Source organism: Microbulbifer sp. S227A, from assembly GCF_049800935.1.
Window position 1 is genome coordinate 784,681 of sequence record NZ_JBNAFZ010000001.1, and the last position, 22,689, is coordinate 807,369.

16 protein-coding genes are annotated in these 22,689 nt (G+C 65.1%); 6 read left to right on the top strand and 10 right to left on the bottom strand.

The genetic code is table 11. The features are described 5' to 3' along the window. Positions 1-56: 56 nt before the first annotated feature. The 9 genes from ACP15R_RS03865 to ACP15R_RS03905 form a co-directional block, all read right to left on the bottom strand. Positions 57-1,538 (bottom strand): ABC transporter substrate-binding protein, encoded by a 1,482-nt coding sequence (locus ACP15R_RS03865; RefSeq protein WP_424985054.1) that lies wholly within the window; start codon positions 1,536-1,538, stop codon positions 57-59. 111 nt (positions 1,539-1,649) lie between these two features. After that, entirely contained in the window at positions 1,650-2,204 is a 555-nt protein-coding gene (gene idi / locus ACP15R_RS03870) for an isopentenyl-diphosphate Delta-isomerase (RefSeq protein WP_424985055.1), read from the bottom strand. Between the two features lie 74 nt (positions 2,205-2,278). Then, entirely contained in the window at positions 2,279-3,280 is a 1,002-nt protein-coding gene (locus ACP15R_RS03875; RefSeq protein ID WP_424985056.1) for a P1 family peptidase, read from the bottom strand. 115 nt (positions 3,281-3,395) lie between these two features. Continuing rightward, entirely contained in the window at positions 3,396-3,815 is a 420-nt protein-coding gene (arfB, locus tag ACP15R_RS03880) for an alternative ribosome rescue aminoacyl-tRNA hydrolase ArfB (protein WP_424985057.1), read from the bottom strand. A 282-nt stretch (positions 3,816-4,097) separates the two neighbouring features. Beyond that, positions 4,098-4,727, bottom strand: a complete 630-nt coding sequence (locus tag ACP15R_RS03885; protein ID WP_424985058.1) for a queuosine precursor transporter — start codon at positions 4,725-4,727, stop codon at positions 4,098-4,100. An 89-nt stretch (positions 4,728-4,816) separates the two neighbouring features. Beyond that, positions 4,817-5,701 carry an esterase-like activity of phytase family protein gene (locus tag ACP15R_RS03890; RefSeq protein ID WP_424985059.1) on the bottom strand — a complete coding sequence of 295 codons (885 nt, stop codon included), beginning with the start codon at positions 5,699-5,701 and terminating at the stop codon, positions 4,817-4,819. Continuing rightward, positions 5,674-6,546 carry a penicillin-insensitive murein endopeptidase gene (gene mepA / locus ACP15R_RS03895; RefSeq protein ID WP_424985060.1) on the bottom strand — a complete coding sequence of 291 codons (873 nt, stop codon included), beginning with the start codon at positions 6,544-6,546 and terminating at the stop codon, positions 5,674-5,676. The genes ACP15R_RS03890 and mepA overlap by 28 nt, the downstream gene beginning before the upstream one ends. Further along, positions 6,543-7,910 (bottom strand): MFS transporter, encoded by a 1,368-nt coding sequence (locus ACP15R_RS03900; RefSeq protein ID WP_424985061.1) that lies wholly within the window; start codon positions 7,908-7,910, stop codon positions 6,543-6,545. Before ACP15R_RS03900 ends, mepA begins: the two co-directional genes overlap by 4 nt. Before the next feature lie 46 nt (positions 7,911-7,956). Beyond that, on the bottom strand, positions 7,957-8,505 hold the full coding sequence (locus tag ACP15R_RS03905; RefSeq protein ID WP_424985062.1) for a thioesterase family protein: 549 nt from the start codon (positions 8,503-8,505) through the stop codon (positions 7,957-7,959). A 126-nt stretch (positions 8,506-8,631) separates the two neighbouring features. On the opposite strand from ACP15R_RS03905, the gene ACP15R_RS03910 reads away from it, so the two are divergent. From ACP15R_RS03910 to yaaA, 3 genes are all read left to right on the top strand, one after another. Then, a complete protein-coding gene (locus tag ACP15R_RS03910) occupies positions 8,632-8,919 on the top strand; it encodes a YggT family protein (protein ID WP_424985063.1) in 288 nt (95 codons plus the stop codon). A 99-nt stretch (positions 8,920-9,018) separates the two neighbouring features. Then, a complete protein-coding gene (gene recQ, locus ACP15R_RS03915; RefSeq protein WP_424985065.1) occupies positions 9,019-11,058 on the top strand; it encodes a DNA helicase RecQ in 2,040 nt (679 codons plus the stop codon). Positions 11,059-11,078: 20 nt separating this feature from the next. Beyond that, entirely contained in the window at positions 11,079-11,852 is a 774-nt protein-coding gene (gene yaaA, locus ACP15R_RS03920) for a peroxide stress protein YaaA (RefSeq protein ID WP_424985066.1), read from the top strand. Positions 11,853-11,855: 3 nt separating this feature from the next. Here the strand turns inward: yaaA and ACP15R_RS03925 are convergent, their stop codons facing one another. Next, positions 11,856-14,171, bottom strand: coding sequence for a response regulator (locus tag ACP15R_RS03925; RefSeq protein WP_424985067.1), 2,316 nt, complete (start codon positions 14,169-14,171; stop codon positions 11,856-11,858). 219 nt (positions 14,172-14,390) lie between these two features. Here ACP15R_RS03925 and ACP15R_RS03930 point away from each other — a divergent pair, with 219 nt between their 5' ends. The 3 genes from ACP15R_RS03930 to ACP15R_RS03940 are packed head-to-tail and all read left to right on the top strand — an operon-like array spanning position 14,391 to position 22,677. After that, the gene (locus ACP15R_RS03930; protein ID WP_424985068.1) at positions 14,391-19,760 is read left to right on the top strand and encodes an MG2 domain-containing protein; all 5,370 of its coding nucleotides are present in this window, start codon (positions 14,391-14,393) and stop codon (positions 19,758-19,760) included. Beyond that, the gene (gene pbpC, locus ACP15R_RS03935) at positions 19,757-21,835 is read left to right on the top strand and encodes a penicillin-binding protein 1C (RefSeq protein ID WP_424985069.1); all 2,079 of its coding nucleotides are present in this window, start codon (positions 19,757-19,759) and stop codon (positions 21,833-21,835) included. Before ACP15R_RS03930 ends, pbpC begins: the two co-directional genes overlap by 4 nt. Then, the gene (locus ACP15R_RS03940; protein WP_424985070.1) at positions 21,832-22,677 is read left to right on the top strand and encodes a 2-keto-4-pentenoate hydratase; all 846 of its coding nucleotides are present in this window, start codon (positions 21,832-21,834) and stop codon (positions 22,675-22,677) included. The genes pbpC and ACP15R_RS03940 overlap by 4 nt, the downstream gene beginning before the upstream one ends. Positions 22,678-22,689: the final 12 nt, after the last annotated feature.

Below are 22,689 nucleotides of genomic sequence, written 5' to 3' on the forward strand. Positions count from 1 at the left end.
GGCAGAGGCGTCGCCCTACGGCCAGACCGGGCTGGCCGCGGGTAACTTGATCAGGACTATTGTGCCCAGCCGACAGCCGTGAGGTCGATGGCGGCGGTGGGCGCGTTGGTCCAGAGCCCCTGAACCCCGGTCTTGGCAACGGTCGGCCAGGCCAGCTGGAACAGGTACCCGTTGACATAGTCTTCGGAAATCATGGTCTGGGCCTGTTGCAGCAATTCCGTGCGCCTGGCCTGATCGGTGGTGCGATTCAACTCGTCCATGACATCCTGAAACGCCTTGCTGTCATATTGGAAATAATAGTCCGGGCGCGCGTAGATGCCGATATCCATGGGTTCCGTATGGCTGACGATGGTCAGGCCGAAATCCTTGCCACGGAACACGCTCTCCAGCCATTGCGCCCATTCGACATTGATGATCTCGGCCCTGATGCCAACCTCGGCAAGCTGCGCCGCGATGATCTCGCCGCCGCGCCGGGCATAGGAAGGCGGCGGCAGGTGCAAGGTGGTCTCGAACCCGTCTGCAAGCCCTGCTTCGGCCAACAGCGCACGGGCCTTGTCGGGATCATAAGAGGAATTGCCCGTCAGATCGACATAGGCCGGGTGATGCGGCGCGAAATGGCTGCCGATTTGCGTGCCATAGCCGAACATCGCCCCATCGATGATCGCCTGCCTATCGATGGCATGCGCCAGCGCCTGGCGGACCTTGATATTGTCAAATGGCGGCTGCTTGTTGTTGGTCGAAAGGATGGTCTCGCCTTCGCTTGTGCCCATCAGCACCTGAAACCGGGGGTCGGCATCAAATTGCGGCAGGTTCTCGGGGGCCGGAAAGTTGATATAGGCGTCGAGATCCTCGGCCATGACGGCGGCAAATGCCGCGGTCGGATCGCTGATGAACTTGAACGTCGCCGTGTCGAGCACCGCGGGCGTACCCCAGTAATCCGGGTTCCTGGCGATATCGATCTTGTCGCCCTGCACCCAATCCACGAATTTGAACGCCCCGGTTCCGATGGGGTTGGTCTTGATCGCTTCGATGCTTTCGGGTGCCACGATCACCGCATCCCCCCAGGCCAGGTTGAAGAGCAGCAGCCCGTTTGGCTCGCTCAGCGTGAGCCTGACGGTCAGGGGATCAACAACCTCGACATCCGAGATCGCCGCAAACAGCGCCTTCTGGGCATTGACGCTGTCTTCGGCGCGGGCACGATCCAGGCTGAACTTGACATCTTCGGCGTCCATCGCGGTGCCATCGTGAAAGCTCACCCCTTCGCGCAGCCGGAAGGTATAGACCAGCCCGTCGTCAGAAATTTCCCAGCTCTCGGCAAGGCCGGGAACGATGGACCCGTCGCCCATGAACCGGGTCAGCCCCTCGAAGATGTTGGAATACACCACCGAATCGATGGCCTGCGCCGCCGCGCTGGTCGGGTCCAGATGAGGGGGTTCAAGTTGCAGCCCTACGGTCACGCTGCCCTGGGCCTGCGCGCTGCCCATCGATGCAGCAAGAGCCATGGCGCTGGCAATTGCCAGGCTGGAAATGGGTTTCATATGCAAACTCCCTGTCGGTGTCCTTATGCCCTTGGCGGCAACTCTGGCGACATACTGGCCGAGATTGCAGGTTATTCAAGCCTTTAGTCACGGCGCAAAGACAGTCAAGGCTCAGCCCCGGGGCGAAGCGGGCCGCTCTGATGCCAGGTGGGTTCCGAAAATGGTTTCCGAATGCTGGTCAAGATAGATGCGCAGCCAGGGCGTGAACCGATCCTGATGCGCCGCGACCTCTTGCAGCAGATCGGCATAGGCCAGCCAGCGGGTCTCCATCACCTCGTCCGGGTTGGGCCGCACCTCGAGCTTGTCCGGCGCATGGGCCAGGAACACGTCCACCACCTCATGTTCAATCAGCCCGCCGCCAACATCCGCGCGATATTCGAGCGTCTGCCGGTATTCCGGATCAAGACCGGTAATGCCCAATTCCTGCTGCAAGCGCCGGATCGCGCAATCGCGGGCGTCCTCGCCCCAATGGGGATGGGTGCAGCAGGTATTCGCCCAAAGCCCCGGCGTGTGATATTTGCCAAGCGCGCGCCGCTGAAGCAGGATCTGCGCGCCCCGGACCACGAACACCGAGACGGCCATATGCCGGATGCCCTCGCGATGGGCAGCCAGTTTCTCGACAGGTGTCAGCGTTCCATCGACCCAGGCGGGGATGAGATCGGTCATGGCTGTGCCTTTGGTCCCTTGCGACATGAAATGCGTAGGTAGCGGGCCGACCCCAATCTGGCAAGCGCCATGGGTCAGGTCTGCCCGTCGCTCCAGCAGGGAAGCAGGTCGCCCGGCGCGGGGCGTGCGTGATAGACCGCCCGCGCAACCGCCCGCGCGATACACAGGCCCGCCGCGTGACCGATGTCGCGCAGCTCGCTGTCGGGATCCCGCATGGCACGGCCATTGGTGGACACCGCAAAGATCAGGTCGCCATCGCTGGGCATATGCGACGGCACGATGGCCCGCGCCAGCCCGTCATGGGCAACCGTGGCCATTCGCTTGGCCTGTGCCTTGGTCAGGCTGGCATCGGTGGCGACAATCCCGATGGCGGTATGCGCGAGCTGTGCAAAGGCCCCGGCCTTGCGGCTCTCAAAGCCGCGACCCAGCCCGCCGCGCGGGTCCGGGCCAAGACCACCGAACTCATCCCCCACTTCGAACGGCGCAGCCCAGAAATGCCGCTCGCCGGGGGTCGTGACATTGCCGACCGGATTGGCGGCGATCAACGCCCCCACCGTCACCCCGCTCTCCAGAACCAGCGAGGCAGAGCCCAGCCCGCCCTTGAGCATCCCGGTCAGCGCACCGGTCCCGGCCCCGACGCTGCCAAGCGCGAAATCGCAACGCGCATCGGCAAGTGCCGCGCGGCCAAGCGCCGGATAGGGATTGTCGGTCCAGTCCTTGTCGCCGCCATTCAGCAGATCGAATATGATCGCCGCCGGCACCAGCGGAATGCGCAGGTTGAGCAAGGCAAATCCGCGCCCCTGTTCGCGCAGGCCCGCCACAACGCCCGAGGCCGCATCCAGCCCATAGGTCGATCCCCCCGACAGAACGATGGCATCGACCTGTTCCACCGACTTATCCGGTTCAAGCAGATCGGTCTCGCGGGTGCCGGGGGCACCGCCCATGACAGAATAGGACGCCGTCAGCCGGTCTTTGCCCAGCAAGACGGTGGTGCCCGATTTCAAGGTGGCGTTCTGGGCATTGCCCACCAGCAGCCCCGGTACATCGGTGATCAGGTTGCGCTTACCGGGGGTCATGCCCGCGCCTTGCCCCACCGCCGGGGCATGATTTTCGCCGCCAGTCTGCATGCCTGTTAACGTATCCCTGCGCTGTTCGGCGGCACCCTAGAGCAATTCGCGGCAAAGCTCAAAATCACTCGTCCGGAACCGATCCACGCAGCGCCTTGACCTCGCCGCGTACGCGTTTGGCCTTGAGCCGGCGGCGCACCGATCCCTTGGTCGGCCTGGTCGCAATGCGCCGTTTCGGAGCGGTGAGCGCGCGACGGATCAGATCGGCAAGGCGATCAAGCGCGATGTCGCGATTGCGCGCCTGGCTGCGGGTTTCGTCGCATTGGATGATCAGTGCACCCTCCTTGGTCCAGCGTCGCCCGGCCAGCCGTTTCAACCGGGTTTTGACCGCCGGGGCCAAGGACGGCGACCGCGCCGCCTCGAAACGCAACTCGACGGCGGTGGCGACCTTGTTCACATTCTGCCCCCCCGGCCCCGAGGCGCGCATGAAACTCTCGGTCAGTTCCCAATCCTGGATGGTGATGTCTTCGTTGATCCTTAGCATATGTCCTGAATACAGGCTCCGCGACAAATCAAAAACCGGAATCGAAAAGGGACGCCCGTCGGTTCGGACGCCCCTTCGAAAGTCATTCGGAGGCAGGGTCGGTCAGACCTTTGCCAGATCGCCTTGGGCGGCCTATCCGCCAAGGGCTGCCTTAGCGGGCAACCTCCCAAGCTGTTCCGACACCTCGCTCCAATACCTTTCTTGACACTGGATCACCTCCTTTTCCTTTGTTGACGTTGATCCCAGAGTGCCACGGCTTCTCGAAATCACAAAGAAAAATCGTCACTGCGATACGGCCACCGCGCGGAAGCGCTCAGAAATCAGGCGGAAGGGGATCAGGGCAATCAGCGCCAGCGAGAGCTTGACCATCCAGTCCGCAACCGCCAGCGACATCCACAGGGGCGCAACCGGGCCAACCCCCAGCAAGGGCAGCATTTCATTCGCCCAGGCCACATCGTTGGCCGGATCGATCCAGACCAGAGAGGCGGAAAACGCGATGGTAAAGAACAGCGCCGTATCCACCGACGAGCCAACCAGCGTCGACACCAGCGGCGCGCGCCACCAGCGCCCGTCGCGCAGCGCCGAGAAAATGCCCACATCCAGCATTTGCGCGCACAGGAACGCCATACCCGACCCAAGGGCGATCCGCAGGGTCACGAGAGGTCCGAATTCGCCGACGATCCGGGTGCCGACCAGCGAACAGATGATGCCAACGACAAACCCGGCCAGAACAACCTTGCGCGCCGCCTGTGCGCCGTAAATCCGGTTCATCAGGTCGGTGATCAGAAAGGCAAAGGGATAGGTGAACGCCCCCCATGTCAGCCATTGGCCAAACAGGAACTGGACGAGAATATTCGACGCCACCACGATGGCGGCCATGGCAAGAATGCCGGGAAGATGTGCGCGTGTCATTTGGATGCCCGTTTTAGCAAGGTTGCGGCGACTTGGCCCGCCCACCGGCGAACAGGCAGCCCCTAACGCCTTGTGGCGCGCAAGGCAAGTCAATTGATCAGGACATATTCCACCAGCTCGGTGCGCTGAAAGAACTTGAAATTGTCATCCGCCACCATCGTCAGGCGCAAACGGCCCCGCGCATCGGTCCAGACCGCGATCCCCTCGAGGTTGTCATGGGTTCCGGTCTTGGTCAGCACCAGCAGTTGCTCGTCAACCGCCCCGTCCGCAACAAGCCGCCAGCTGCGCACCCGCGCGCGAAAGCCAAATACGTTGAACGCCCGTTCAAGTACGTATAGCCGGCCATCGGGTCCGACATCCGCGCCGACCGGCAGGAACGCGCCATCACTCGGCAGGCAGAACGGTTGTGTCCAAACCCCGTCCTGCCAGCGATAGACCGGAATGTCGCCATTGGCGTCGAAACCGCGCTCGGGCAAGGCCAGCAAGCGTCCCTGAGCATCCACCGCCAACGCTTCCAGCCCGCCGTTCAGGGGCAGTTGACGAAAGACCTGTGGCCTGTGCAGGCCATAGGCGGGCGCGTCCGGGCGATCATAGCGCGAGACGCGATGCACCCCCTCGAACGAGACATGGATGGTGCCATCTGGTGCAATCGCTAACCCTTCGGAATCGCGGATCCGCCCGATCAGGAAGGCACCGTTATGCGCCCGCAGCCGGACCGAGCGCAGCGGCTCGATCGACCCGATCCGCCCATCCTGTCGATGGATGTCGCCATATAACAGGCGGCCACGATCCGTCATCACCGTCATGCTCCGCCCATCCGCCGACAGTTCGATCCCCGAGAGACCGCCGAACCAGTCCTGCGGCAGCTGCCATTCGAACGTGCCAAGAAACACGGCCCGCGCCTCGTCAGAGCGGGCGGGAAACGCGGCGAGAGTCAGGGCCAGGATCAGTTGGAGCGCAGAACCGAGGTGCATTGCTGGGGCAGGTCGGCGAGGTAATATTCACGCCGCGGCTGTGGTTTCGGCGCGTTCGGATCCCGCGGCTGGGGCGGGGGCGGGTTCAGGATGTTGTTCACCCATTGCTGCGCCTCGGCGCATCCGTCTCCGCGCGGGGGCGGGTTCTGGTTCACACAGCCCGCAGCCCCCTTGGGACAGGACAACCGCACGTGGAAATGATAGTGATGCCCCCACCACGGGCGCACTTTGCGCAGCCAGCGGCGGCTGCCCTTGTTGTCCTTGCACATCTGGACCTTGGCACCGGGGAACACGAAAATCCGCGCCACGCGGGGATCACGCGCCGCCGCGCGGATGATCTCGTGATGCGCCCGGCTCCAGCTGCCGTTGACATAGGCCCCGTTGGCCCGCTGCATGGAAATCGACGAGATATTCTCGCGCTTGCGTTGCGACAGGTTCAACCGCGAGGTCGGCAACATCCAGATGTCGATATCCAACCCGATCTGGTGGCTGCGGTGCCCCGACGTCATCGGCCCGCCGCGGGGCTGGCTTATGTCGCCGATATAGAGCCCGTTCCACCCCGGTTGCTGCGCCGCGAATCCGCTGAGTTTCTTGATGAAATCGATGGTTTCCGGATGCCCCCAGTTGCGATTGCGCGACAGGCGCATCGCCTGCCAGGTCGGCCCGGTTTCCGGCAGTTGCACCGCCCCGGCGACACATCCCTTAGCATAGCTGCCATAGGAGGCGGGTGCCTGTCGGGAACTACTCGACTTGGCTCCGAACAGTTGCTTGGCCAATTGCTCGGCCCCGACCGGCAAGGCCAGAACGATGCCCAGAAGAGCGGCCATGACACGCGCATAGGTCATTCGGTTTGATCTCCCTCGGGTTTTACCCAGATTAGCAGAACAAGCCCGACAAGAAAGAGCGCAATCACCGGCGAAATGCCCAGGCGCGCATTGCCTGTCCAGGCGGTGACGATCCCGATCATCGAGGGTGCGATGAATGCGGTGGCGCGTCCGGACAGGCCGTAAAGGCCGAAATACTCGGTCGGCGACGCGGGGTCGGAATGGCGTACCATCAGGCTGCGGCTGGCCGATTGCACGACGCCGCCCATGCCCCCGATCAGCACCCCGCAGCCAAAGAACACGATATCCGGCAGGCTCGACCCTTCGGACAGTGGAATGCCAAAGAACTGCGTCCGCGACATGCTGATGATCACCACGCAGACCGCGATCAGCACCCAGATCGAACCGATGATGACCGGTTTGGGACCCAGCCGGCTATCCGCCTTGCCGCCGAAATAGCTGAAGATCACCGAGGAAATCAGCGCCATGATCCCGAAGATGCCGATTTGCGTCACTTCCCAGTCGAGCACCAGCCCGGCATAGACACCGCCAAAACCGTAAAGCCCGTTCAGCGCGTCGCGATAGAACATCGACGAACCGAGATAGGCCGACAGGCTGAGCCGTTGGCCAAGGCTGCGCACCAGCCGCCCGAGATTGGAAAACGCATCCGAAACCTTGCCGCGCCGCCCCCTGGCCGGTGGATCGCGCATCCACATGAAATAGGGCACCATGAACACCGCGTACCACAGCGCGGTGATCGGCCCGACCGCACGGGTGCCTTCGCGCTGCGACGCATCCAGCCCAAAGAGCGGATCAAGCCCGAGGATCGTCTTGCCATTGCCCTGCTCGGCGAAAAACAGCAGCAGGATCAAAAGCGTAACAAAACCGCCCAGATATCCGAATGCAAATCCCGAGCCCGAGATTTCGCCGATTTCCGCGTCGGTCCCGAGGTCCGGCAATTGCGAGTTGATAAAGATCAGCGCATATTCCGCGCCGATAAAGCCAATGCCAAAGGCAATCAGTCCCCACCACATGTTCGACCCGTCCGGCGCGGTCGTCCAGAGCGCGGCGGCCCCGGCGACATACATCACGGAAAACCCGGCGATCCATGGAATGCGCCGCCCCGTCGTATCCGCCAGCGCCCCCATCACCGGCGCGCCAAGTCCGATGATCAGCCCGGTGATCGTCAGGCACCAGGCCCAGACCGTCTGGGCCCGCGCATCCGCGGCCTGACCATCCAGCCCGGCGGCAAGGTAATGTTCGGCGGCGACGCTGGCGAAATAGGGGCCAAAGATGAAAGTGACCAGCAACGTGTGATAGGGCTGGCTCGCCCAGTCAAAGAACCACCAGCCCCAGATACGCTTGCGCGTCGAGATATCCGCCATGCCTGCCCCGCCCGTTGTTGCTGCGATATGACAGGTGTTTTCCCCGTCAATCAAGCGCATCCTGCATCGGCGGCCACGGACGCGTTGCATCGGCCCGGCACCACGCGGCGATCCAGTCGGGCATGTCAGGGGACCGGGCGTCGGGCATCTTCATATGCGCAAGCACCTGTTCGGGGGGCACAATCCCCTCCTTGTTCGTGACCGCCGCGCGGTACAGCACATGGCTGGCGCATTCGCCGTTCCGCTTCCACATGGATTGTTCGAGATAGATGAATTTCTCGTCCCAGCACACCGCGCGGCTGCGCATCTCGAATTTCTCAAAGCCCCGGATGCGGCGGCGAAAGCGCACCGTGCTGCCCGCCATGGTCAGCCCCCAGCGTTGCCCGGTGATGACCTTGATCAGCCCGACACGCTGCGCCGTCATGCTGCGCCCAAGGTCATAGAGCGTCATGGCCCGCCCGTTGTTGAGTTCGAGCCACATGTCCAGGTCCCAGGGCCAGCAGATATGGTGCGACACATGGGTGCCGGTCAGCGGCAATGGCGGCTGTTTGCGCGCGATCAGCATGTCCTTGATCAGGCGGACGATGGGGAACATGACACTCTCCTTTTGCTACGCCCCTCATTCGCCCCGGCGCGCGCCGCGTCAACCACAACCCTGCGGCAGGGTTGCGCTTTTGCGATCTTGTGCATAGGTGATGCGCGCAACCAGAGAGGATCGCCCATGCAGTCGCTATTTCAAATCCTGATGCTGATCCTTGACGTGGTGCAGTTCTTTATCATCGCCCATGTCATCATGAGCTGGCTGATCAATTTTCAGGTTCTGAACCTGCACCAGCCGCTGGTCGCGCAAATCTGGCAGATGCTGCAACGCATCCTCGAACCGATCTATGGCCCCGTGCGTCGCCTGCTGCCGCCGATGTCGGGGCTTGATCTCGCGCCGCTGGTGGTTCTGCTCGGGATTTTCGCCCTGCGTATCGTGCTGGTCAACAACGCCGCTGCTTTCTACTGATCCGCCAGGAATGCGCGGCGCTTCGCCTTGTCCCCCGGGGCCTGATATGTGAAACTGCGCGCCACGAGCAGGCACAAGACCAAGAGTGAGGCAGAGCGCATGTCCGACGCGGACCGGCTGTTGCGCGAGATATTCGGATTTGACGCGTTTCGCCCGGGTCAGGCCGAGATCGTCGAGGCCGTGACGGCAGGGGAAAACGTCCTCGCCATCATGCCCACGGGCGGCGGAAAATCGATCTGTTTTCAGCTTCCCGCCCTGTGCCGCGCGGGGGTGACGGTGGTGATCTCGCCACTGATTGCCCTGATGCGCGACCAGGTGCGCGCCCTGCAAGAGGCCGGGGTAAGCGCCGGCGCGCTGACCTCCGGCAACACGCCCGAGGAAACCGACGCGGTCTGGGCGGCACTTGAACGTGGCGAGCTGAAACTGCTTTACATGGCACCGGAACGGCTGGCGAGCGGCGCGGCACTGGGGATGCTGCGGCGTGTTGGCGTCAGCCTGATCGCCGTGGACGAGGCCCATTGCGTCAGCCAATGGGGTCACGATTTCCGCCCCGACTATCTGCGCATCGGAGAATTGCGCCGCGCCCTGAACGTGCCGCTGGCTGCCTTTACCGCGACGGCGGATGCCGAAACCCGCGAAGAGATCGTCCACAAGCTGTTTGACGGCACGCCCCCGCGCAGTTTCCTGCGGGGGTTCGACCGGCCCAACATCCACCTTGCCTTTGCCGCCAAGAACAGCCCGCGCCGTCAGGTGCTGGATTTCGCCGCCGCCCGGCGCGGGCAATCCGGGATCGTCTATTGCGGAACCCGCGCCAAGACCGAGGGGCTGGCCAAGGCGCTGCGCGACGACGGCCACAGCGCCTGTCACTACCACGGGGGCATGGAGGCCGAGGATCGCCGGATCGTCGAAACCCGCTTTGCCCGCGAGGACGGGCTGATCGTGGTGGCCACCGTGGCGTTCGGCATGGGGATCGACAAGCCCGATATCCGCTGGGTCGCCCATGCGGATCTCCCCAAGAGCATCGAGGCCTACTATCAGGAGATCGGCCGCGCCGGCCGCGATGGCGCACCGGCCGAGACGATGACGCTGTTTGGTCCCGATGACATCCGTCTGCGCCGCACCCAGATCGACGAAGGGCTTGCCCCGCCGGAACGCCGCAGCGCCGATCACGCCCGTCTGAACGCGCTCCTGGGGCTGGCCGAGGCGCTGAAATGCCGCCGCCAGACGCTGTTGGGCTATTTCGGCGAAAGCTCGGACCCCTGCGGCCATTGCGATCTGTGCGACACCCCGCCCGACGTGTTCGATGGCACCACCGCGGTTCGCAAGGCGCTGTCCGCGATCCTGCGCACCGAGGAATGGTTCGGGTCGGGGCATTTGATCGATATCCTGACCGGGGCCGACACCGACAAAATCCGCGCGCGCCGTCACGACCAGCTGCCGACCTATGGCTGCGGCACGGAATATGACAAGCGACAGTGGCAGGCGGTGTTCCGGCAGATGATGGGCCATGACCTCGTGCGGCCCGATCCCGAACGGCACGGCGCGTTGCGCATGACCGAAACCGCGCGCCCGATCCTGCGTGGAGAAGCCATGATCGAGCTGCGCCGTGATACCATTCGCAAGGCCGACCGCCGGCCCGCTGTCAAGACGCTGGTGTCGGACGAAGACGCGCCGCTGCTCTCGGCGCTCAAGGCCAAGCGGCGCGCCCTGGCCGAGGCCGCGCGTGTGCCCGCCTATGTCATTTTCACCGACCGCACCCTGATCGAAATGGCGGAAACCCGCCCCGACAGCCTGGACGCGATGGCGGGCATCTCGGGTGTCGGAGCCAAGAAACTCGAACGATATGGCGCGACATTTCTTGAGGTGATCACCGGGGCCAGCACCCCGGTGCACCCCGCCCGCCGCAGGTTGGCCGGGCATGATGCCGGTTCGCTCTATGACCGGCTGCTTGCGGTTCAGGCCGATCTGGCGCGGGGCGCCGACGGCATCGACAAGCCGTTGAGTTGCTCGGCATCACAGCTTGCCAAGGTGGCGCAGATGCGCCCCGAAGACGCAAGCGGGCTGGAACGGTTGCTGGGCGAACGGCGCGCCGAACGGTTCGGCGCGGCGTTCCTCGACGTGTTGCGCGCCGCGATGTAGGCGCTGGAAAGGAAGATGACATGCTGATCGTGATTTCACCGGCCAAGCGGCTGGACTGGGCCGAGCGGAACATCGATGCAACCGCGCCCGCGTTCCAGGACGACGCCATCCGGCTGGCCCGGACCGCGCGCAACCTGACCCTGGGCGATCTGCAAAAGCTGATGAGCCTGAGCCCGGATCTCGCCCGCCTGAACCGCGATCGGTTCCGCGATTTCGCCGATGCCCCCGACCCTGACATGACCCGGCCCGCCGCACTGGCCTTTGCCGGGGACACCTATCAGGGGCTGGAGGCAGCGTCGCTCGATGCCGATGAACTGGCCTGGGCGCAGGATCATCTGCGCATCCTGTCGGGACTCTACGGGGTATTGCGCCCGCTGGACGCCATCCAGCCCTATCGCCTCGAGATGGGCAGCAGGCTCAGGACCCGCCGGGGCAATTCGCTCTATGACTATTGGCGCGACCAGCTGTCAAAGGCGCTGAATGCGCAGGCCGAGCTGGTCAAGACCGACATCCTCGTGAACTGCGCCAGCCAGGAATATTTCGGGGCCGTCGCACCCAAGGCGCTGAACCTGCGTGTCATCACGCCGGTATTCATGGAAGACAAGGCCGGTACACCCAAGATCGTCAGCTTCTTTGCCAAGAAGGCGCGCGGCGCAATGGCCCGCCATATCGTGCAGAACCGGCTGACCGATCCCGAGGCGCTGCGCGCCTTCGATAGCGGCGGATACCGGTATCAGCCCGCGCTGTCCGAGCCCGACCGGCCGGTCTTTACCCGCCCCTACAACAAGGGCTGACCCTCAGACCGGAGGCCGCACGTCGTCGGGGCAGTGTTTCTCGACCTGTTCCTGAATCGCCGCCTTGCGCAAGGGTTTGGTCATGTAATGGTCGAGCCCCGCCGACAGGATCCCGTCGGCATCCCCGTCCATCGCATGTGCGGTCAGCGCGATGATCGGCACATGCCCGCCCTTGTCCTGTTCCAGCTTGCGGATCTGCTGTGCCGCCTCCTTGCCATCCATCTTGGGCATCGAGATGTCCATGAAGATCATGTCCGGCGAAAAATCGCTAAACGCCTCGACCGCTTCGATGCCATTGTTGGCAAACCGCAGGTCGATGTTCAGGTCCTTGACCATCTTGCCCAGCACCAGCTGGTTGGTCTTGTTGTCCTCCGCTGCCAGGACCCGCATCTGGCGCGGCTCCGAAGCTTGCGCGGGCGGTTCGGAAGCCGGCGCGGTTTCCTCCGCCCCCTCCGAAGGTGTCTCGGTTGGCTCTCGCTCGGATTCCGGTTGGGGAACGATGTGCAAGCGGCGACCGTCATTCGGGCTTGGCAGCACCATGGCAAGCTGATCCTCCGCCGGATCGGGTTCGATCTGCGCCGCCTTGTCCTCGTCCTTGTTGAGCGCCGCAAGGGCCGCATAGAGATCCTGTCGCGGATAGGGCTTTTGCAGCAACCCCTGTACATGCCGGAACGCCGGGTCATTCTGCGCAAAGCTCGCATTGGTGCTGAGCAGCAGGAAAGGCACGTCGTTCCAGCCGGCGGCACGGATCGCCTCGACCAGTTCCAGACCGTCCATGCCGGGCATGTTGTGATCGCTGAGCACAAGATCGACCTCATCCGACATATGCGCCATCGCCTCTTCGCCCGAACCGCAGCAGGTGACCTGCCAACCAAGCTGGCTCAACTGCTTGTCCAGCACCGCACGGTTGGTATCCTGATCGTCGACGATCAGCACCTTGCCCAGCTTGCCCGGCAATATGGGCGGACCGGCGTCAGCGGGCTGGGCCTGTTCCAGGGTGATCCGAAATCCAAAGCACGAGCCCTTGCCCTCTTCGCTCTCGACCCAGATTTCACCATCCATCAGCTTGATCAACCGTTGCGTGATCGCCAGCCCCAGTCCGGTGCCTTCGAACTGTCGGTTCCGCTCGTCCTCGACCTGGTTGAACTCGCCGAAAATGTGATTGACCTTGCCTGCCGGAATGCCGATTCCGGTATCCTCGATGGTCACATGGATCGCGCTTCTGGCTTCGCTTTCGTCCGGCACACCCGTCACCCGGATCAGCACATGCCCCGTCGACGTGAATTTCAGGGCATTCCCCACGAGATTCGTCAGCACCTGCCGCATTCGCCCGGGATCGCCGACAAACTGGGTTGGCAGGAACAGGTCGTAATCCACCAGCAGCGACAGGTCCTTGTCCCGCGCGATCGGCTGCAACAGCATCAAGACGTCATGCACACAGCGTTCAAAATCAAACGGTTCGGGATGCAGCTTGAGCTTGTCGGCCTCGATCTTGGAATAGTCCAGCACATCGTTGATGATGACCAGCAATGCCTCGCCCGAGCTCTTGATGGTGTTCACATATAGCCGCTGTTCATCATCCAGCGGCGTATCGGTCAGCAGGTCGGCCATGCCCACCACACCATTCATCGGCGTGCGAATCTCGTGGCTCATATTCGCCAGGAACGCCGATTTTGCGCGGTTGGCCGCCTCGGCACGGCGGCGCGCGGTTTTTAGCTGTGCCTCGTGCTTGACCGTCGACGTGATATTGAGCGCCAGCGTGACCATGTCGCCATCATGCCCGCGCTGGTCGACCAGCTTGATATACTGGTTGTTCCACATCCGCATGATGATCGGTTCCGGGCTGGGTTGGAGCCAGCGTTCGGCCATCATCGCGCGCCATTCCTCGGGGCGTCGATCTTCGGTGTTGACGAGACCCTCGTCGGTCAGGATCTGCAAGATCCGCATGTACGTGATGCCCGGCCCGACCTCTTCAAGCCCGTCAAACGCGTTGATATAGGCGGAATTCGCCCCGATCAGCTTGTCATCCGCGTCAAAGAACGCAAACCCGTCCTGGATGGCCTGGATCGAATGCCACAGCCGCCGTTCGGCGATTTCGATCTTTTCATGGGCGACGGTGAGATCGGATTTCACCTTTTCGTTTTCGTCGCGAACCGTTGCAACCTCGGCCTGGGTTTCGCCGATCTGGCGGGTCAGGGCCAGGGCGTGCCGTCCCAGCTTGCGATTGGCGGCGGTCAGTTCCGCCTGTTTGAGTTCCAGCAGGCGTTCGGCAGCAAGACGCGACCGCCTTTCATCGGCAAGTTTGTTGGCAAGGCTCATGCTTGCAAGGCTCCGCAACGGGCCCTGAACGGGCAGTTTCGGCCACCATCCGCCAACGCGGTAAACAACTGTTTAAGACCGGCGCAGCCCGGGGGAATCGTTGCCAGCCTCCGCCCCGGCATGCCACCCTGTGTGAAACAGCGGGAGAGACCTATGCGACACCTGTGGCGTTGGGGAAAAATCGTTTTTCTGCTATGGCTTGCGGCTGCGACGGGCGCGATGGCGCAACAACCTGTCCCGGAGTTCCGCTATGTCGCCACGCCGGACATGGATTTTTACGGTGCCGATCTCGACCCGCTTTTTGACAGCGATCTGCAAAGCTGTGTCCGCGCCTGTTCGGCCCGGCCGGATTGCGCCGCCTTTACCTATAACGCGCGCTCGAACGCCTGTTTCCCCAAGCGACAAGTCAGCGAGCAACGCGCCTATCAGGGCGCGCTTTCGGCAATCCGAATCGATGCTGATCCGGCACGGGTTGCGCGCGCCGAACGCCGTCGTGCGGCCGCAGGCTTTCTTGTCGGGGATGACTGGGCACAGGCCGTGGAGCAGGCCCGCACGCTTGGCCTGCGCCATCCGGCGGGCGGACAGGATGCGGAGGCTCTGCCGGGGGTCGCGGCCCAACGCATGGCCCAGGGCAACCCGGCACAGGCCGCCCAGCTTGCGGCGATGTCCGTGTCGCTTGCCGACCGGGCCGCGGACTGGAGCGGCTATGCGCGTTTCCTGCTGGCCATTGACACCGGGACCAGCCGCGAGGCCCGTGCCCGTGCCAACCGCGCCCTCAGCGCCGCGCTGAACGGCTATCTGCGGGCCACAGACGACGCCGGGCAGGCTCGTGCGCTGCTGATCCTGTCCGAGGCGCTGGAGCGCGCCGGGCGGGGCCGTGACATGATCCCGGCGCTCAGGCTGGCACAGAGCCTGCACCCTGACGACACCATCGCGCGGGCACTGGAACGGGCCATTGCGAGGCACGGGTTCCGCATCATCGACAGCACGGTCGAGAGCGATTCGGCCAATCCCCGCATCTGTGCCCAATTCTCCGAACCCCTGTCGGCGGCCGGGGTCGATTACGACCGCTATGTGCGCCGCTCCCAATCCGGGTTGGCGGTACAGGCAGAGGGCACGCAACTCTGTCTCGACGGGGTAGAGCATGGCACGCGCTATCGGCTGACCCTGCGCGCCGGGTTGCCCGCGGCCAGCGGTGAAACGCTGTTCAGGGATGTCGAACTGACCCACTACGTGCGCGACCGCGCGCCTTCGGTTCGCTTTCCCGGGCGCAACTATGTCCTGCCCAGCACCGCCGAGGCCGCGCTGCCGGTTGAAACCGTGAATGTCACAAGGCTCGACCTGCGCCTGCGGCGGGTCAGCGACCGGAACCTGCTGCGCGCGGTGCAGGATGGTTATTTCGGGCGTCCCCTGTCGCAATGGCAGGACCGCGCCTTTGCCGCCGATATCGCCCAGGAAGTCTGGACCGGCAACGCCGAGGTGGGCAACACGCTCAACCGTGACATGACCACGCGCCTGCCCATCGATGTGGCGATTGCGGACCAGCCGCCGGGCATCTATGCCCTGTCGGCGCGCATTCCCGGAGCCGATCCGCATGACGATCCCGGGGCCACGCAATGGTTCCTGCGCTCGGATATGGGCATCAGCAGCATGTCGGGCAGCGACGGGTTGCACGTGATCCTGCGGGGCTTGTCCGATGCCGCCGCCCGCGCCGATGTCGAGGTTACGCTGATATCCCGCGCCAACGCGGTGCTCGGGCGCACGACGTCCGATGCCCAGGGCCATGCCCGGTTCGGGGCCGGGCTGACACGGGGCACGGGCGGTGCGGCCCCGGCCCTGATCCTCGCCACGGATGCCCAGGGGGATATCGGATTCCTGTCGCTGACCGATCCGGCCTTTGACCTGTCGGATCGCGGTGTCGAAGGCCGCGCGCCCGCCGGTCCGGTCGATGTTTTTCTAAGCACCGACCGGGGTGCCTATCGCGCCGGCGAAACCATCCATGTCACCGCGCTCGCGCGTGATGGCAAGGGAGCAGCGATAGATGACCTGCCTCTCACGCTGATCCTGTCGCGGCCCGATGGGGTGGACTATGCCCGCCGCGTATCAAATGGCGGTGTCGCGGGTGGCCACGTGTTTTCCCTGCCGGTGGCACCCGACGCGCCGCGCGGCACCTGGCGGGTCGAGATCAAGGGCGATCCCGATGCACCCGCGCTGGCCAGCCAGCCGGTCCTGGTCGAGGATTTCCTGCCGGAACGCATCGACTTCGATCTCGCCCTCTCGCCCGCCCCCCTGAAGAGCGGCGACACGCCCAACCTGACGATCGATGCGCGCTATCTCTTTGGCGCGCCGGGTTCCGACCTGAGCATCGAGGGACAGGCCAGCCTGCGCCCGGTGACGGAAATCGGCAGCTGGCCGGGCTATCGCTTTGGCCGCCACGACGCCCCCGGCGACCCGGTCAGCAGCGTGTTCGGCGACCAGCGCACCGATGCTCAGGGCGCGGCGGTCATCGCGCTGAACCTCCCGGAAACGGCAAATCCGGACCAACCCATGCAGCTTGTTGTGACGGCCCGGCTCGCGGATGGTGGCGCGCGTCCGGTCGAACGCCAGATCACCGCGCCGGTGCACCCCGCGGGCGCGGTGATCGGCATCAAGCCGCTGTTTGACGATGTGGTTGCCGAGGGCGGCGAGGCCGCGTTCGACGTCGTCGGCCTGTTGCCCGGCCTGACGCCCGGCCCGATGGAGGTGCGCTGGAGCCTGAACCGTATCGAAACCCGGTATCAATGGTATCAGCTTTATGGCAACTGGAACTGGGAACCGACCACCCGCCGCACCCGTATCGCCACCGGTGAGGCCACGCTGGACGGGCCGATCACCCTGTCCCACCCGGTGCAATGGGGCGAATATGAACTGGTTGTCGAGCGCAGGGATGGCCCCTATGCGGCGGCGTCGCTGGGGTTCTCCGCCGGATGGTACGCGCCGGACGATGCGCTCTCGTCACCGGACCGGCTCGACCTGTCGCTGGATCGCGAGAGCTATCGCCCGGGCGACACGGCGCGGCTGCGCATCGTTCCAAAGGCAGCGGGCACGGCTCTGATCACGGTGATGTCCAACCGGGTGATCCACCGCGAGGCCGTCGAGGTCGGAGCGGGCGAAACCGTCATCCCCCTGAAGGTCACAGCCGACTGGGGCAGCGGTGCCTATGTCACCGCCACGGTGCTGCGCCCGATGGATGTGCCCGGCGGACGCAACCCGTCCCGCGCCATCGGGCTGGCCCATGCGGCCATCGACCCGGCGGCCAAGCTCTTGAACGTCACCATCGACACGCCGCAAACCCTCGCCCCACGCCAGACCCATCGCACGCGGATCACCGTTGACGGGGCCGCCTCCGAGGACGAGGTCTGGCTGACTCTCGCGGCGGTCGATCTTGGGATTCTCAACCTCACGGGCTTTCAGAGCCCCGATCCCACGGGGCATTTCTTCGGACAACGCCGGCTTGGCATGGAATTGCGCGACATCTATGGCCGGTTGATCGATGGCATGAACGGAGCACTGGGCACGGTGCGCTCTGGCGGTGACAGCGGCGCGGGCCTGCGCCTGCAATCGCCGCCCCCGACACAGGCGCTGATGGCCGTCTTTTCCGGACCGGTCCGCGTCGGCCCGGATGGCGAGGCCCATGTCGATCTGGACCTGCCCGCCTTCAACGGCACCGTGCGGCTGATGGCGGTTGCCTGGTCGCGCACCGCGGTCGGACAGGCGCAAAGAGACCTGCTGGTGCGCGATCCGGTGGTTGTCACCGCAACGCTGCCCAATTTCCTTGCACCCGGCGACACCAGCCGCATTCGCCTTGATGTCACCCACGCCGATGGCCCCGCCGGGGACATGCATCTTGCCGTAACCACGGGGGATACCGCGTTGGAGATCGGCGACGGCCCCGGTACATTCACGCTCGCCCGCGATGACAGGACCGCCTTTGAGGTCCCGCTCGCGGCGCGCGCCGTTGGGGATGCCGCGATCAACGTGACCCTGACATTGCCGGACGGGCGCGAGTTGCGCCAGGAGCTGACCCTGCCGATCCGCGCCAGCGATCCGGTCATCGCACGGACCCGGCGGTTTTCACTGGCCTCGGGCCAGAGCTTTGAATTTGGCGGCGACGTCTTTGCCAACCTGCGCGCGGGGACCGGTACGGCGATCCTGTCAGCCGGGCCGCTCGCCCGTTTCGACGCGCCGGGCCTGCTGGCAACGCTGGATCGATACCCCTATGGCTGCACCGAACAGGTGACGTCACAGGCGCTGCCCTTGCTCTACCTGTCCTCGGTCGCACAGGCCACCGGACTGGGCAGCGGCCCCGATATCGACGCGCGGATCACGGCGGCGATTTCGCGCATCCTTACCCGCCAGAGCAGCAATGGCGCCTTTGGGCTATGGCAGGCCGGGTCAGGGGATTTCTGGCTGGATGCCTATGTGTCCGACTTTCTGGGGCGCGCCCGTATTCAGGGCCACGCGGTGCCCGACCGGGCCTTTCGGCTGGCCTTGGACAACCTGCGCAACCGGATCAACTATGCGCCGGAATTCGACAATGGCGGCGAAGATATCGCCTACGCGCTGATGGTGCTGGCCCGCGAGGGTCAGGCCGAGATGGGAGACCTGCGATACTATGCCGATGTCAAGGGTGACGCCTTTGCGACACCATTGGCGGCGGCACAGCTTGGCGCGGCCCTCGCCCTTTACGGTGACCAGCCCCGGGCCGATGCGATGTTCGCCAGGGCCGCCCGCAAGCTCGGGACCGGCCCGGGCAATCCGCTGCTGTGGCGCGCCGATTATGGCACCGACCTGCGCGACGCCGCCGGTGTGCTGGCCCTCGCGGCGGACGCCGGGAGCCAAGCCGTCGATCTCACCGGGCTGGCCCGGCGCGTGAGCAACGCCGATGCGCAACTATCCACGCAAGAGGCCGCGTGGACCCTGCTGGCGGCGCAGGCACTGATCGCAACGCCCGAGCAATCCGGGCTGCGCGTCGATGGCGCTCCGGTGTCGGGGCCCTTTGTGCAGGTGCTGGGCAATGAGGCCGCGCAACCCGGCATGACCATCACCGCCGCCAGCGGGCACGATACCGAGGTCACGCTGACAACGCTGGGCATCCCTCGGACCCCGCCCCCGGCGGGTGGCACCGGCTATGCGATTGCCCGCAGCCACTTCACGATGGATGGCACGCCGCTGGACCCGGGAAACCTGGCGGTTGGCGACCGTTTCGTGACCGTGCTGCGGGTTGATCCCTTCGAGGACTCCGCCGCGCGGTTGATGATCGTCGATCCCCTGCCCGCCGGTGTCGAGATCGACAACCCCAACCTGCTGCGCGCGGGCGATGTGGCTGCGCTCGACTGGCTGTCGCCGTCAAAGACCACCCATGCCGAGTTTCGCAGCGACCAGTTCCTTGCCGCCGTGGACATGCACAGCGCCGGCCCGGTGACATTGGCCTATGTGGCACGGGCGGTCACGCCCGGTGCGTTTCATCACCCGGCCGCATCGGTCGAAGACATGTACCGACCCCGGTTCCGCGCACGCACCGAAACCGGCCGGGTGATCGTCAGATGACCGTGCACCGGGCGCTCTTTGCTCTGGTCGCGGCCCTGTTCGCCCTTGCCGCCGGGCGGGACGGGTTTGACCGTTGGGTCGACGCCACCGACCTGCCCCAGACATTGACGGAAACCTCGGTCGAGATCCGTGATCGCGGTGGCGTGTTGTTGCGGGCCTATACGGTCGGCGACGGCATCTGGCGGCTGAGGCCCAGGTTGTCGGCGGTCGATGGCAGTTATCTGGACATGCTCCTGCGCTACGAGGACAAGCGCTTTTGGCATCATCACGGCGTCGATCCGCTGGCGATGCTGAGGGCCATTGCCCAGGCAGCCCGGCATGGGCGGGCGGTATCCGGGGGCTCGACCCTGACGATGCAGGTTGCCCGGCTGATCGAGGATGGCAGCACCGGTCGCTGGGCGGGCAAGCTGCGCCAGATCCGGCTGGCGCTGGCGCTGGAGCGCCGCCTGACCAAGGATCAGGTCCTGTCGCTATACCTGACCCATGCGCCCTTTGGCGGCAATCTCGAAGGCATCCGCGCCGCGAGCCTTGCGTGGTTCGGCAAGGAACCGCGCCGTCTGACACCGGCGCAAGCGGCGTTGCTGGTCGCCTTGCCACAAGCGCCCGAGGCCCGGCGCCCCGACCGGCACCCCTTGGTCGCAACGGCGGCACGTGACCGGGTTCTGAGCCGCATGGCGGCAGCCGGGATCATCGCCACCGATACCGCGGCTTCGGCACGGCGCGCCAAGGTGCCCGACCGCATGCGCCCCTTTCCCGCGCTTGCCGCGCATCTTGCCGACCGGGTGCGCGCCGGTACGCCCGAGCAGCAGCACCACGCAACGACCATAGATGCCCGCCTGCAAGCCGCGTCTGAAAAACTCCTTGCCGATGCCGCGAGACGGGCGGGGCCCCGGATTTCGGCGGCCCTGATCGCGGCGGATCACCGGAACGGGGAAATCCTCGCCTCGGTCGGCTCGCCACGATATGGCGGCGACAACGGACGGCAGGGCTTTGTCGACATGACCCGTGCCGTGCGTTCGCCGGGCTCGACCCTCAAGCCGCTGGTCTACGGGCTGGCATTCGACCAGGGGCTGGCGCATCCGGAAACGCTGATCCATGATGGCCCGGTGCAGTTCGGCCGCTATGCGCCGCGCAATTTCGACGGGTTGTTCCGTGGCGATATCCGGGTGCGCGAGGCATTGCACCTCTCCCTGAATATCCCGGTGGTCAAGCTGACCAATGAACTTGGCCCCGCGCGGGTAATGGATGCGCTGTCGCGCGCCGGGGCCGATGCGCGATTACCGGGGGGCAAGGCCGGGCTGGCGGTTGCGCTTGGCGGGGTCGGACTCAGCTTGCGGGACCTTGTTCAACTCTACGCGACACTTGCCCGGGGCGGCACGGGGCCGCGGCTGCACAGCGACCTGCACGCCCCCGCGACTCAGACCGCCAGAACCATGTCGCGGGTCGCCGCGTGGCAGGTGAGCAATGTCCTGGCCGGTATTGCCCCGCCGCCGGGTGCTCCGCGCGGGGTACTGGCCTACAAGACCGGCACCTCCTACGGGCATCGCGATGCCTGGGCGATCGGCTATGACGGGGAACATGTGATTGGTGTTTGGCTGGGCCGCGCGGATGGCACGCCGGTCCCGGGCGCCTTTGGCGGCGATCTGGCCGCGCCGGTGCTGTTCCAGGCCTTTGCCCGGATGAAACCCGGTTTCGCCCCCCTGCCCGCCCCGCCGCCCTCAACGCTGATCACCGGGGCCGCGGGCCTGCCGCAACCGCTGCAACGTTTCCGCCCGCGCGGCGGCGGACCTGTCACGCCGCAGGATGCGCCAAGGCTGCTGTTTCCGCCGGATGGCGCCATTCTGGACAGTGTCGGGGAAACTGTTACGCTCAAGGTGCGCGGCGGGCTTGCGCCCTATCTGGTACTGGCCAACGGACAACCGGTCGCCAAGGGGCTGCGCCGCAACGAATTTGACATCCCCAGCCCAGGAGCCGGGTACTCAACACTGGTTGTCGTTGACGGGGCCGGTCAATCCGACCGGGTGACGGTCAGGCTGGAGCAGAACGCAGAAACAACCGGGAGGACACGACCATGACACTCAAACCAGGCCTGGCGCTCTGCCTGATCTGCCTTGGCGGTGCGGCGGCGGCAGACTGTGCCACCGATGCCCAGATCGAGACCTATGTGGCGGATTACACCAGCAATACCCCGACCAGGGCCCTGTCGGCGGGGGGCAGCATGGCGGATGCCCTGTGCACCCAGGCCAAGCTGGTCACCGCGCTGGCCGAACATCTGGGACCGGTGGTGGGTTACAAGGCGGGCCTGACAAGCAAACCCGCACAGGACCGTTTCGGCGTGAGCGAACCGGTGCAGGGCGTGCTGTTTCGCGACATGATGCTGCAGGACGGCGCAGAGGTGCCCGAGACATGGGGCGCACGCCCGGTCTTCGAGGCCGACCTTCTGCTGGTGGTTGGCAGCGATGCAATCAACGACGCCACCACCTCCGAGCAAGCCATGGCGCATATCTCGGCCATCCGCCCGTTCATCGAACTGCCCGACCTGACCGTGGCCGAGGGCGAGCCGATCACCGGTGTCACCCTCACGGCGATCGCCGTGGCTCCGAAACTGGGCGTGATGGGGGCCGATATTCCGGTCACCGATCCAGATGCCATGCATATGGCCCTCAAAGAAATGACCGTGTCACTGCGCGCCGCGGATGGCGAGGTGCTGGCCGAGGTGCCCGGTGCGGCGGTGCTTGGGCACCCGGTCAATTCCGCGATCTGGCTGATGTCCAAGGGGGTTACGCTGAAAGCCGGTGATCTGGTCTCGGTCGGCTCGTTCGGCCCGCTGGTGCCACCGGTCAAGGGCAAGGGCGGCGCGACCGCGCAATATTCCGGGCTGCCCGGCGATCCCACCGTGAGCGTCACCTTCAAATGATGCGGCCGGACG